The organism is Citrobacter sp. wls716 (assembly GCF_005280975.1).
GTDB lineage: Bacteria > Pseudomonadota > Gammaproteobacteria > Enterobacterales > Enterobacteriaceae > Citrobacter > Citrobacter youngae.
On the sequence record NZ_SZWX01000025.1, the window covers coordinates 400280 to 412801 of the forward strand.

Annotated in this window: 12 protein-coding genes; 6 read left to right on the top strand and 6 right to left on the bottom strand. The window is 53.3% G+C overall.

The features are described 5' to 3' along the window. Positions 1-94 precede the first annotated feature (94 nt). The 5 genes from mnmE to FDX24_RS09825 all read left to right on the top strand — a co-directional run bounded on the left by mnmE (position 95) and on the right by FDX24_RS09825 (position 5261). Positions 95-1459, top strand: coding sequence for a tRNA uridine-5-carboxymethylaminomethyl(34) synthesis GTPase MnmE (gene mnmE, locus FDX24_RS09805; protein WP_061066894.1), 1365 nt, complete (start codon positions 95-97; stop codon positions 1457-1459). Positions 1460-1641: 182 nt separating this feature from the next. After that, complete coding sequence (locus tag FDX24_RS09810; RefSeq protein ID WP_137364208.1) at positions 1642-2823, top strand: MFS transporter; 1182 nt, start codon at positions 1642-1644, stop codon at positions 2821-2823. After that, entirely contained in the window at positions 2792-3751 is a 960-nt protein-coding gene (yidZ, locus tag FDX24_RS09815; RefSeq protein ID WP_048213776.1) for an HTH-type transcriptional regulator YidZ, read from the top strand. The genes FDX24_RS09810 and yidZ overlap by 32 nt, the downstream gene beginning before the upstream one ends. A 166-nt stretch (positions 3752-3917) precedes the next feature. Then, complete coding sequence (locus tag FDX24_RS09820) at positions 3918-4664, top strand: 4'-phosphopantetheinyl transferase superfamily protein (protein WP_048213777.1); 747 nt, start codon at positions 3918-3920, stop codon at positions 4662-4664. A 30-nt stretch (positions 4665-4694) separates the two neighbouring features. Then, positions 4695-5261, top strand: coding sequence for an NADPH-dependent FMN reductase (locus FDX24_RS09825; RefSeq protein WP_137364209.1), 567 nt, complete (start codon positions 4695-4697; stop codon positions 5259-5261). A 53-nt stretch (positions 5262-5314) separates the two neighbouring features. Here FDX24_RS09825 and FDX24_RS09830 read toward each other — a convergent pair whose 3' ends face one another. After that, positions 5315-6652, bottom strand: coding sequence for an NCS2 family permease (locus tag FDX24_RS09830; RefSeq protein WP_124021882.1), 1338 nt, complete (start codon positions 6650-6652; stop codon positions 5315-5317). A gap of 166 nt (positions 6653-6818) precedes the next feature. On the opposite strand from FDX24_RS09830, the gene yieH reads away from it, so the two are divergent. Beyond that, positions 6819-7484 carry a 6-phosphogluconate phosphatase gene (gene yieH / locus FDX24_RS09835; RefSeq protein ID WP_061066897.1) on the top strand — a complete coding sequence of 222 codons (666 nt, stop codon included), beginning with the start codon at positions 6819-6821 and terminating at the stop codon, positions 7482-7484. 61 nt (positions 7485-7545) lie between these two features. Here the strand turns inward: yieH and phoU are convergent, their stop codons facing one another. From phoU to pstS, 5 genes are all read right to left on the bottom strand, one after another. Next, entirely contained in the window at positions 7546-8271 is a 726-nt protein-coding gene (phoU, locus tag FDX24_RS09840; protein WP_003023824.1) for a phosphate signaling complex protein PhoU, read from the bottom strand. A gap of 14 nt (positions 8272-8285) precedes the next feature. After that, positions 8286-9059 (bottom strand): phosphate ABC transporter ATP-binding protein PstB, encoded by a 774-nt coding sequence (gene pstB, locus FDX24_RS09845; RefSeq protein ID WP_003023821.1) that lies wholly within the window; start codon positions 9057-9059, stop codon positions 8286-8288. 109 nt (positions 9060-9168) lie between these two features. Further along, positions 9169-10059, bottom strand: coding sequence for a phosphate ABC transporter permease PstA (pstA, locus tag FDX24_RS09850; RefSeq protein ID WP_048213781.1), 891 nt, complete (start codon positions 10057-10059; stop codon positions 9169-9171). Further along, positions 10059-11018: a phosphate ABC transporter permease PstC gene (gene pstC, locus FDX24_RS09855; protein WP_048213782.1), complete on the bottom strand. Its 960-nt coding sequence runs from the start codon at positions 11016-11018 to the stop codon at positions 10059-10061. Before pstC ends, pstA begins: the two co-directional genes overlap by 1 nt. Positions 11019-11280: 262 nt before the next feature. Further along, on the bottom strand, positions 11281-12321 hold the full coding sequence (gene pstS, locus FDX24_RS09860; RefSeq protein WP_048213783.1) for a phosphate ABC transporter substrate-binding protein PstS: 1041 nt from the start codon (positions 12319-12321) through the stop codon (positions 11281-11283). Between the last annotated feature and the right edge of the window lie 201 nt (positions 12322-12522).

Genomic DNA, 12522 nt, shown 5'->3' on the forward strand with positions numbered 1-12522 from the left:
CCGGATTAGGCGAAGCCGCCATCCGGCAAACGGAACATAAAGTAAAGGGCGGTCATTAGACCGCCTTTTTTATTGCATTAAGAAGAGACAAACCATGAGCCATAACGACACCATCGTCGCTCAGGCCACCCCACCGGGACGTGGTGGCGTGGGTATCCTGCGTATCTCCGGCCTGAAGGCGCGTGAGGTCGCAGAAACCGTACTGGGGAAACTACCCAAACCGCGTTACGCCGATTATCTGCCGTTTAAAGACGCGGATGGCAGCACGCTGGATCAGGGGATTGCCCTGTGGTTCCCCGGCCCGAACTCCTTTACCGGCGAAGACGTTTTAGAGCTTCAGGGCCACGGAGGTCCGGTGATTCTTGACCTGCTGCTCAAACGTATTCTGACCATTCCCGGGCTGCGCATTGCCAGACCGGGTGAATTCTCCGAGCGAGCTTTTCTCAATGATAAGCTCGATTTAGCCCAGGCAGAGGCGATTGCCGACCTGATCGATGCCAGCTCGGAGCAAGCCGCTCGCTCGGCGCTGAATTCGTTGCAGGGCGCATTTTCCACACGGGTAAATCATCTTGTGGAAGCGCTCACTCACCTGCGCATCTATGTCGAAGCGGCAATCGACTTCCCGGATGAAGAAATCGACTTCCTGTCTGACGGCAAGATTGAAGCCCAGCTCAATAGCGTTATCAGCGATCTTGATGCCGTTCGTGCCGAAGCGCGTCAGGGCAGCCTGCTGCGCGAAGGGATGAAGGTAGTCATTGCCGGTCGCCCTAACGCCGGGAAATCGAGCCTGCTGAACGCGCTGGCTGGCCGTGAGGCGGCTATTGTGACCGATATTGCGGGGACGACTCGCGACGTGCTGCGTGAGCATATTCATATCGACGGTATGCCGCTGCACATCATCGACACTGCTGGTTTGCGCGATGCCAGCGATGAAGTTGAACGCATTGGTATCGAACGTGCGTGGCAGGAAATCGAACAAGCCGACCGTGTGCTGTTTATGGTGGATGGCACCACCACCGACGCCGTGGACCCGGCTGACATCTGGCCAGACTTTATTGCCCGTCTGCCAGCCAAACTGCCAATTACCGTGGTACGTAACAAAGCGGATATTACCGGTGAGACGCTGGGCCTTAGCGAAGTAAATGGCCACTCACTGGTTCGCCTCTCCGCACGTACCGGTGAAGGTGTTGACGTACTGCGTAACCATCTCAAACAGAGCATGGGCTTTGAAACCAATATGGAAGGTGGCTTCCTGGCGCGTCGTCGTCACCTGCAGGCGCTGGCAGAAGCGGCGGAGCATCTCGAGCAGGGTAAAGCCCAACTGCTTGGCGCATGGGCCGGAGAATTGCTGGCAGAGGAGTTGCGTCTGGCGCAGCAGAACCTCAGTGAGATCACCGGGGAATTTACCTCCGACGATCTGCTGGGACGGATTTTCTCCAGCTTCTGTATTGGCAAATAATGTTGTATTGCCCGGTGGCGCGATGCTTACCGGGCCCACAGGCCCCGTAGGCCGGATAAGGCGTTTACACCGCCATCCGGCAACAACAATTTCCCATGCGGAAATCACTGTTGTCCAAATGGCAACTCGCACAGACAACCCTCTCCCCGTATGCTTAGCGCCACATTTCTCATGAGGTCGCTATGACACGCTTTCTAATCTGCAGTTTCGCCCTGGTTCTGCTTTATCCTGCCGGTATTGATATGTATCTGGTGGGGCTGCCCCGTATTGCGGCCGATTTACAGGCCAGCGAGGCGCAACTGCATATCGCGTTTTCGGTTTATCTGGCGGGAATGGCGACGGCGATGCTTTTCGCCGGAAAAGTTGCCGACCAGTCAGGACGTAAACCAGTCGCCATTGTCGGCGCACTCATCTTTATTTTCGCCTCTGCGCTGTGTTCATTTGCCGAGAGCGGTACGCCGTTCCTGGTAGGCCGCTTTATTCAGGGTGTGGGCGCCGGCTGCTGTTATGTGGTGGCTTTCGCTATTCTGCGCGATACGCTCGACGATCGCCGCCGGGCGAAGGTACTGTCGTTGTTGAACGGTATTACCTGTATCGTGCCGGTGCTGGCTCCGGTGATGGGGCATCTGATCATGCTCAAATACCCGTGGCAGAGCCTGTTCTACACGATGATGGGCATGGGCGGGGTTGTTTGCCTGCTGTCGGTGTTTATCCTGCGAGAATCGCGCCCAGCGACGCTCTCGACCTCTACGCAGAGCGATCATCGCGCAGAGTCGCTGGTAAACCGTTTTTTCTTAAGCCGTCTGGCCATTACCACCCTCAGCGTGTCGGTGATCCTGACCTTCGTGAATACGTCTCCGGTGCTGCTGATGGAAGTGATGGGCTTCGACCGCGGCGAGTACGCCACTACCATGGCCATGACCGCAGGCATCAGTATGGCGGTCTCTTTCTCTACGCCATTCGCACTGAGTATTTTTAAACCCCGCATCCTGATGCTGACTTCACAGGTCTTGTTCCTGGCTGCGGGCATCGTGTTAATCCTTGCCAGTACGCACGCGGTAACGTTGTTCGGGTTAACCTTAATCTGCGCCGGATTCTCGGTCGGTTTCGGCGTTGCCATGAGCCAGGCGCTGGGGCCGTTCTCGCTGCGCGCAGGCGTCGCCAGCTCGGCATTAGGCATTGCCCAGGTTTGCGGTTCATCTCTATGGATTTGGTTGGCTGCCATCCTCGGTCTCGACGCACTGAATATGCTGATCGGGATTCTGATTGGCTGTAGCATAGTGAGTATCATGCTGATTATCACTGTTGCACCAAACCGGCCCACACCAACTCATGAAGAAATCCCTCAGCAGTCTCGATCTTAATTTACTGCTCTGCCTGCAACTCCTGATGCAGGAACGCAGCGTCACTAAAACCGCCAAACGGATGAACGTCACGCCGTCGGCGGTCAGCAAATCGCTGTCGAAGCTGAGAGCCTGGTTTGACGATCCCTTGTTTGTTAACACCCCGCTGGGGCTAACGCCAACGCCGCTGATGCTCAACATGGAACAGAGCCTGGCGGAGTGGATGCAGATGGGCAATCAATTGCTCGATAAGCCACACCATGAAGCACCACGTGGGCTGAAGTTTGATTTAGTGGCTGAAACGCCGCTGGTGATGATCATGTTTAACGCGCTCTCCCAACAGATCTACCAACGTTATCCACAGGCAACGATCAAAGTGCACAACTGGGATTACGATTCGCTGGATGCCATTATCCGTGGCGAGGTGGATATCGGCTTTACCGGACGTGAAAGTCACCCGCGCTCGCGTGAATTGCTGAGTCTGCTACCGTTATCGATCGACCACGAGGTCCTGTTTTCCGATCTCCCCTGCGTCTGGTTGCGTGAAGACCACCCGGCATTGCAGGAAGAGTGGAATCTGGAAACATTCCTGCGCTATCCCCATATCAGCATTAGCTGGGAGCAGAGCGACACCTGGGCGCTGGACGATGTGCTTCAGGAGATGGGGCGTGCGCGTAACATCGCATTGTGTCTGCCAGGCTTTGAGCAGTCGCTGTTTATGGCCGCGCAGCCCGATCACGCATTGATAGCCACCGCCCCGGTCTATTGTCAGCGTTACAATCAACTCCACCAGCTTCCGCTCGTGGCACGTCCAATGCCTTTTGATGCAGCGCAACTGGAAAAAATGCGCGTCCCGTTCACCCTACTTTGGCATAAACGCAACAGCCACAATCCTAAGATCGTATGGCTGAAAGAGACGATCAAGGCACTCTATCGCGAGATGTCATGAAGATCCTTTGCTATATTGTTGTTTTATTAACCTCCCTGGCGCTGGAAATGTAAATGTCGCGTAATATATCCCGATTCCGTTTACTTTTTGGGCAGTAAAGCCTGCCTGGAAGCCGCGTAAATGTTACTCTGATAATAATCACGGACCATTAATCACGGAGCGAAAAATGGCGACACATTTTGCCAGAGGGATTCTTACGGAGGGACACCTGGTTTCAGTTCGTCTCCCTACTCCATGTCATTTTGAAGTAAGAAATCTACCCACTCACCGCCGAACACGCTTTCTGGCCTCCCGAAGTCTTCTCGCTGAACTGATGTTTATGCTTTACGGCACCAGCACATTGCCCGAGATTGTTACCGAGGCGAAAGGTAAGCCCGTTTTTCGCGATAAAAACCTGCCTGGCTTTTCGATTTCCTATGCCGGGAATATTGTCGGCGTCGCGCTTACCACAGAAGGTTCATGCGGTCTGGATATGGAGCTTCAGCGGGCAACTCGCGGGTTCCATACCCCGAATGCCACAGATTCCTACCGCTTTTCCAGTAACGAAAACCTGTGGATCAATAATCAAAACGACCCCAATGAAGCGCGTGCGCAGCTCATAACGTTACGCCAGAGCGTTCTCAAGCTCACTGGCGACGTGTGCAATGACGATCCACGTGAACTCCAGCTGTTACCGGGTGCGGGCCGTCTGAGATGTGCTCACGTTACGCAGATAGAAGCCATTTGCGATGCCGAAGATGTGCTGGTGTGGTCGGTCGCGGTCACGCCAACCATTGAAAAACTCAACGTTTGGGAGTTTGATGGTAAACAGGACTGGAAAAGCTTGCCTGATATCCAGACACGCGCCAATGAGCCAACGGGTCGCCTGATCCGGTTCTCGCAATTATGCGCAGCGAAGAGCCATACGCTTTGATTTAACCTTCATGATGAAACAGGAGTAACCATGTCTGAAACATTGAATGTTGTTACGTTACTGGGGAGCCTGCGCAAGGGTTCGTTTAATGGAATGGTTGCCCGTACGCTGCCAAAAATTGCCCCCGCGGGGATGGAAGTGAATGCATTACCGTCGATTGGGGATATTCCTCTGTACGATGCCGACCTCCAGCAGGAAGAGGGTTTTCCGGCAAGTGTAGAAGCGCTGGCGAAACAAATCAGGAAGGCTGACGGCGTCGTTATCGTCACACCGGAATACAACTATTCTGTTCCTGGCGGGCTGAAAAATGCCATCGACTGGCTATCCCGCCTGCCCGATCAACCATTATCCGGCAAACCGGTGCTGATCCAGACCAGCTCCATGGGTGCCATTGGCGGCGCGCGCTGCCAGTATCATCTGCGTCAAATCCTGGTGTTCCTCGACGCGATGGTAATGAACAAGCCGGAATTTATGGGCGGCGTGATTCAGAATAAAGTGGACCCGCAGGCGGGTGAAGTGATCGACCAAAGCACGCTGGACCATCTGACCGGTCAGCTGACCGCATTTGGCGACTATATTCAACGTGTAAAAGCCTAAAGAAAAAGCCCGCCAGCAACGATGCCTGGCGGGCCGTTGTCCAGACCGATATTTTAGTGCGCGTCGATAAACACAATCTTCAGTACAAACAGCAGCGCGACAACGATGACGCACGGGCTGAGATCGCGGAAACGTCCGGTACCGATTTTCATCAAGCAGTAAGAGATAAAGCCCAGCGCAATACCTTCGGTGATCGAGAAGCTAAACGGCATCATCACGGCGGTAATAAACGCTGGAACCGCTTCAGTCAGGTCATCCCACTTCACGCGCGACAGGCTTGATGTCATCAGGACGCCAACGTAAATCAGCGCACCTGCGGCGGCATATCCCGGCACCATTCCCGCCAACGGCGACAGGAAGATAACCAGCAGGAACAACAGACCGACAACGACCGCGGTCAGGCCGGTACGCCCACCAACAGAAACCCCGGAAGAAGACTCAATATAGGCGGTAACGGAAGAGGTACCGATAAACGCGCCGGTAACAGACGACACGCTATCGACAAACAGCGCCTGCTTCATGCGTGGGAACTTGCCCTTCGCGTCTGCCAGACCGGCTTTATCCGTCACGCCAATCAGGGTACCGGAGGAGTCAAACAGGTTCACCAGCATGAACGAGAAAATCACGCCCGCAAGGCCAATGTTAAACGAACCGGCCAGGTCAACATGCCCGATAACCGACATCACGCTCGGCGGCGCGGAGACGATCCCGCTGTAATGGACATCACCCAGCATCCAACCCAGCAGCGTGGTCACGATGATAGAGATCAGCACCGCCGCATGAATGTTACGTGACGCCAGAATCGCGATGATAAAGAAGCCCAGAATGCCGAGCAGTACGCTGTGGGACGTCAGGTTGCCGATAGATACCAGCGTGTCTTTGTTGGCGACGATAACGCCGGCGTTTTTCAGCCCCATCATACCGATGAACAGACCGATACCGCTGGTGATCCCCACGCGCAGGCTCACCGGGATATTGGCAATCATCCAGTAACGTACGCGGAAAATGGTCAGCAGCAGCAGACCTATCGCACCCCAGAAGATTGCGCCCATACCTATCTGCCATGACAGGCCCATCGCGCCAACGACCACGAAGGCAAAGAATGCGTTCAGGCCCATAGCAGGCGCAAGTGCGACCGGCAGGTTAGCAAATAGCCCCATCAGGATGCTACCAAAGGCAGCAATAAGGCAGGTGGTAACAAAGACAGCGCTGGTATCCATGCCAGCCACGCCAAGAATTTGCGGGTTAACAAAAACGATATACACCATCGTCAGGAAGGTGGTTAAACCGGCGATCACTTCGGTCCGTGCCGTTGTGCCATGCTCGCGCAGTTTGAACACGCGTTCCAGCATCCCCTGGCCAGAAGCCTGGGTTGTGTGTTGTTGACTCATTATCAATTTCCGAACAAGGAGGGAAAATTCGTCGCTATCCTATACCAAAATGCGACAATAGGGTTGGGTTATGAGCAACTTTTTTCATTGATTTTGCTTATACGGCAACGATTGCGTGGCGTAAATAAGCATGACGTAAACGTTAAACTAGCGATAAGAGGAAGGCATGTCCCAGATAGAAGCGGTATTTTTTGACTGCGACGGTACGCTGGTCGATAGTGAAGTGATCTGTTCCCGGGCGTATGTCGCCATGTTCCAGGAGTTTGGTATCAAACTCGATCTCGAAGAGGTGTTTAAACGCTTTAAAGGCGTAAAACTCTACGAAATCATCGATATCATCAACGAAGAGCACGGCGTTACGCTGGCGAAAGCCGATTTAGAGCCCGTTTACCGCGCAGAGGTCGCACGCCTGTTCGACTCGGAACTGGAGGTTATCGCTGGGGCAAATGCTCTGCTGGACAGCATGACAGTGCCAATGTGCGTGGTCTCAAACGGTCCGGTCAGCAAAATGCAGCATTCGCTGGGCAAGCTGGGCATGTTGCACCATTTTCCTGATTTACTGTTCAGCGGCTACGATATCCAACGCTGGAAGCCCGATCCTGCCCTGATGTTCCATGCGGCAAAAGCAATGGACGTTAACGTTGAGAACTGCATTCTGGTTGATGATTCCAGCGCGGGCGCGCAGGCGGGAATTGCCGCCGGGATGGAAGTGTTCTACTTCTGCGCCGATCCGCATAACAAACCGATCGATCATCCAAAAGTCACGACCTTTACCGATCTGGCACAGTTGCCGGAATTGTGGAAGGCGCGGGGTTGGGATATTACCCGGTAATTTTTTGTAGGCCCGGTAAGCTTGCGCCACCGGGCAATTGCGGCCTACTTTCTACGTTTTTTCACTCTTTAGGATCTTTGCCCGCCAGCAGCTTATCCAGTTCATCGCCGCCCACGTGACGGAAGTCCTGTCCCTTCACGAAATAGAAGATGTATTCGCAGATATTCTGGCAGCGGTCACCAATACGCTCGATTGAACGTGCGCAGAACAGCGCGGTCAGCACGCTTGGAATGGTACGTGGGTCTTCCATCATATAAGTCATCAGCTGACGCACGATGCCTTCATACTCCTGGTCGACTTTCTTATCTTCGCGATAAATACGTACCGCTTCGTCGAGATCCATACGCGCAAACGCATCCAACACGTCGTGCAGCATCTGCACGGTGTGACGACCCAGCGACTCCAGACTTACCAGCAGCGGCTGGTGCTGTTGCGAGAACTTCTCCAGCGCGGTGCGGCAAATTTTGTCCGCCACATCACCAATACGCTCCAGCTCAGCGATAGTTTTGATAATCGCCATCACCAGACGCAGGTCGCTGGCGGTAGGTTGACGCTTGGCGATGATACGCACGCAGGCTTCATCGATCGCTACTTCCATCATGTTGACGTTTTTATCGCCTTCAATGACGCGCTTCGCCAGTTCGCTGTCCTGATTGTGCATGGCGGTAATCGCATCAGAAAGCTGCTGCTCTACCATGCCACCCATGGTCATCACCTGGGTACGGATGCTTTCCAGCTCTGCATTGAACTGGCCGGAAATATGTTTATTAAGATTAAGGTTATCCACAACAAGCTCCTGAATCAGCCGTAACGACCGGTGATGTAGTCTTCAGTTTGTTTCTTCGCGGGCTTGGTGAACAGATCGTCCGTGTTGCTGAACTCAATCAACTCGCCCAGGTACATAAATGCCGTGTGATCGGAACAACGCGCTGCCTGTTGCATGTTGTGGGTAACGATAACAACGGTGTAATCTTCTTTCAGCTCAGTGATCAGCTCTTCAATACGCCCGGTAGAAATCGGGTCGAGCGCTGAACATGGCTCATCAAGCAGTAGCACTTCCGGGCGAATGGCGATACCACGCGCAATACACAGACGCTGCTGCTGACCACCGGAGAGAGAGTACCCGCTCTGGTGTAATTTATCTTTGGTTTCATTCCACAGTGCGGCCTTGGTCAATGCCCACTGCACACGTTCGTCCATATCCGCACGCGAGAGTTTCTCAAACAAACGTACGCCAAACGCGATGTTGTCGTAGATAGACATTGGGAACGGCGTTGGCTTCTGGAACACCATGCCGACTTTGGCACGCAGCAGCGCGATGTCCTGGGTGTTGGTGAGAATATTGTCACCATCCAGCAGGATTTCACCTTCCGCACGCTGCTCCGGGTACAGTTCAAACATTTTGTTGAAGGTACGCAGCAGCGTCGATTTACCACAGCCTGACGGCCCGATAAACGCCGTGACCTGGTTTTTCGCGATATCCAGGTTGATGTTCTTCAGGGCATGGAATTTGCCATAGTAGAAGTTCAAATCACGAACCTGAATTTTACCCGGGGCAGTATCAACCATACTCATTTCAATCTCTTCCTCATCATGCCTGATGGCGCGCAGCTTTCAGGCCTACATCTATGTCATTCGTAGGCCGGATAAGGCGTTTACGCCGCCATCCGGCAAGGCAATAAACTTAACCGTGTTTCTTCTTCGCGAAAATGACGCGCGCCAGAATGTTCAGCAGCAGTACGCACAGGGTAATAATCAGTACCCCAGCCCAGGCCAGTTGTTGCCATTCAGCAAATGGGCTCATCGCAAACTTAAAGATCGTGACCGGCAGGTTGGCGATAGGCTGCATCATGTCAGTGCTCCAGAACTGGTTGGAGAGCGACGTAAACAGCAGCGGAGCCGTTTCACCTGCAATACGGGCAATTGCCAGCAGAATACCGGTAATAATGCCCGATACAGACGCCTTCAGGGTGATTGCAGAAATCATCTTCCACTTCGGCGTACCCAGCGCATAGGCGGCTTCACGCAGGCTATCCGGAACCAGTTTGAGCATGTTCTCAGTGGTACGAATAACGATAGGTACCTGCAGCAACGCCAGCGCAATCACGCCCGCCCAGCCGGAGAAATGTTCCATTTTTGCTACCACGATGGTGTAAACGAACAGACCGACCACGATGGATGGTGCAGAAAGCAGAATGTCGTTGATAAAGCGGATGACCTCAGCCAGCCAGGACTTACGCCCATACTCAGCCAGGTAGATACCCGCCATAATGCCGAGCGGGGTACCAAACACGGTCGCCCACAGAATCAACAGACCGCTACCGGCCAGGGCGTTCGCCAGACCACCACCTGCCGTATTCGGCGGCGGCGTCATTTCGGTGAACAGCGCCAGCGACATACCGTCAATACCGCGGGTAATCGTGGACATCAGGATCCAGATAAGCCAGAACAGACCAAATGCCATGGTCGCCATTGAGAGCGTCAGCGCGATGCGGTTCTTCAGACGGCGACGCGCCTGCATTTTACGGCGTGATTCTGCCAGTGCGGTGGTGTTTTGCATTTCCAGCGTAGCCATTAGCGTGCCCCCTCATTTTTCGCAAGGCGCATGATCATGAACTTAGACGCAGCCAGTACGATGAAGGTGATCACAAACAGAATCAGACCCAGTTCCATCAGTGCAGCAACATGCAAACCCGATTCCGCTTCAGCAAATTCGTTCGCCAGCGCAGAGGTGATACTGTTGCCCGGCATATACAGCGATGCGCTGTCGAGTTGGTAGGTGTTACCGATGATAAAGGTCACCGCCATGGTTTCACCCAGCGCGCGACCCAGACCCAGCATTACGCCGCCAATGACACCATTTTTAGTGAACGGCAGAACGATACGCCAGATAACTTCCCAGGTAGTACAGCCAATACCGTAGGCTGACTCTTTCATCAGCACCGGCGTTTGTTCGAACACATCACGCATAACTGCCGCAATGTACGGGATGATCATGATGGCGAGGATCACGCCAGCCGCCAGAATACCGATACCAAATGCCGGGCCAGCAAACAGTGCGCCAACAAACGGAATGTTGGAAAGAATATTACCGACCGGCTCCTGGAAATACGTCGCAAACAGCGGGGCAAAGATAAACAGCCCCCACATGCCGTAAACGATACTCGGGATCGCCGCCAGCAGTTCAATAGCGATACCCAGCGGACGTCTCAGCCAGCCAGGTGCAAGTTCCGTCAGGAACAAAGCAATGCCGAAACTCACCGGAACGGCGATCAGCAGTGCGATAAGTGAGGTGACCAGCGTACCGTAAATCGGTACCAGTGCGCCGTAGATATCATTTGGCGCATCCCAGTCTTTGGTCCAAAGGAATGAGAAACCAAATTTCTGGATGCTTGGCCAGGAGGAGATGATCAGAGAGACAATAATGCCACCCAACATCAATAGCACAATCAGCGCAGCCAGTTTTACCAGCGCGCTGAAGATCATGTCACCCTTTTTACCCGGTGGGTTAAAAGCAGGCTTGGTTGCAGCCATAAATCACTCTTTAAGTTTGGGCCAGGAAGCGCGCATTTTATCGTGCTTCCCAGCTAACGTAATGCCATACCCTAAATAATTCGAGTTGCAGCAAGGCGGCAAGCTTGTGACAAATTCGTCAGGAACGAATTTGAACAGCCGGAGGCTGCCTTCGGTGAGGGACAAGGATGTCCCTCATTCATCCCCAGGAGCATAGATTTACTATGTAACTGGAGTGAACAAGCGCAGCCAACACAGCTGCGGCTCGAAGTATGACGGGTATTTAGTACAGCGCTTTACCGCTGCTGTCTTTCACGTTGGTCTTCCATGCAGCACGAATCTGCTCAACCACGCTGTCCGGCAGGCTGGCGTAATCCAGGTCGTTGGCCTGTTTGCCGCCATTTTTGTACGCCCAGTCAAAGAACTTCAGCACTTCAACGCCCTGCTCAGGCTTCTTCTGCTCTTTGTGAACCAGGATGAAGGTGGTGGAAGTGATTGGCCACGCATTGTCACCTTTCTGGTTAGTCAGATCCTGAGCGAAGGTTTTGCTCCAGTCAGCGCCTTTAGCTGCATTAGCAAAGTTTTCTTCTGTCGGGCTTACCGGCTTACCATCAGCAGTAACCAGTTTGGTGTATGCCAGGTTGTTCTGCTTAGCATAAGCGTACTCAACGTAGCCGATAGAGCCTGGCAGACGCTGGACGAACGCAGCGATACCGTCGTTACCTTTACCGCCCAGACCGGTCGGCCAGTTCACAGTAGAGCCTGCGCCAATTTTAGATTTCCACTCTTCGTTCACTTTCGCCAGGTAGCTGGTGAAGACGAAGGAGGTACCGGAACCATCTGCACGACGCACAACGGCAATGTTCTGAGAAGGCAGCTTCAGACCCGGGTTCAGTTTGGTGATGGCTTCATCATCCCACTTCTTAATTTTGCCGAGGTAGATATCGCCCAGGGTTTTACCGTCAAGCACCAGCTCTCCGGACTTCAGGCCAGGGATATTCACCGCCAGCACCACACCGCCGATCACTGTCGGGAACTGGAACAGACCTTCCTGAGCCAGCTTCTCGTCAGATAACGGCGCATCAGATGCACCGAAATCAACGGTATTTGCGGTAATTTGTTTTACACCACCGGAGGAGCCGATACCCTGGTAGTTTACTTTGCTACCGGTCTCTTTCTGATAAGTATCAGCCCATTTGGCATACACTGGCGCAGGAAAAGTTGCACCAGCACCTGTCAGGCTCGCTGCAGCAAAGGCAGAGAACGCGCTCATAGATAAGGTCGCGGCGACAACAGTTGCGACAGTGGTACGCATAACTTTCATAATGTCTCCTGCACGGTTTTCGTAAATTGTTGTTTGAGTTGCTACTGTGAGCAAAATAGGACAAACAGGTGACAGTTAAATGTACGAAATATGACAGTTTTATGACAATGAAAAATAACGCACCAAGAACAATTAAAAATTGTATAAAAACAGCAAGTTAATAGATTATATGACAATCATATTTCGGCAAAATTTTCTTTT

Excerpts from the sequence above, each read along its gene's own strand:
- FDX24_RS09810 (WP_137364208.1), top strand. The coding sequence starts at position 1,642 with ATGACACGCTTTCTAATCTGCAGTTTCGCCCTGGTTCTGCTTTATCCT.
- pstA (WP_048213781.1), bottom strand. The coding sequence starts at position 10,059 with ATGGCTACGCTGGAAATGCAAAACACCACCGCACTGGCAGAATCACGC.
- pstS (WP_048213783.1), bottom strand. The coding sequence starts at position 12,321 with ATGAAAGTTATGCGTACCACTGTCGCAACTGTTGTCGCCGCGACCTTA.
- pstC (WP_048213782.1), bottom strand. The coding sequence starts at position 11,018 with ATGGCTGCAACCAAGCCTGCTTTTAACCCACCGGGTAAAAAGGGTGAC.
- mnmE (WP_061066894.1), top strand. The coding sequence starts at position 95 with ATGAGCCATAACGACACCATCGTCGCTCAGGCCACCCCACCGGGACGT.
- FDX24_RS09820 (WP_048213777.1), top strand. The coding sequence starts at position 3,918 with ATGGCGACACATTTTGCCAGAGGGATTCTTACGGAGGGACACCTGGTT.
- pstB (WP_003023821.1), bottom strand. The coding sequence starts at position 9,059 with ATGAGTATGGTTGATACTGCCCCGGGTAAAATTCAGGTTCGTGATTTG.
- yieH (WP_061066897.1), top strand. The coding sequence starts at position 6,819 with ATGTCCCAGATAGAAGCGGTATTTTTTGACTGCGACGGTACGCTGGTC.
- FDX24_RS09830 (WP_124021882.1), bottom strand. The coding sequence starts at position 6,652 with ATGAGTCAACAACACACAACCCAGGCTTCTGGCCAGGGGATGCTGGAA.
- yidZ (WP_048213776.1), top strand. The coding sequence starts at position 2,792 with ATGAAGAAATCCCTCAGCAGTCTCGATCTTAATTTACTGCTCTGCCTG.
- FDX24_RS09825 (WP_137364209.1), top strand. The coding sequence starts at position 4,695 with ATGTCTGAAACATTGAATGTTGTTACGTTACTGGGGAGCCTGCGCAAG.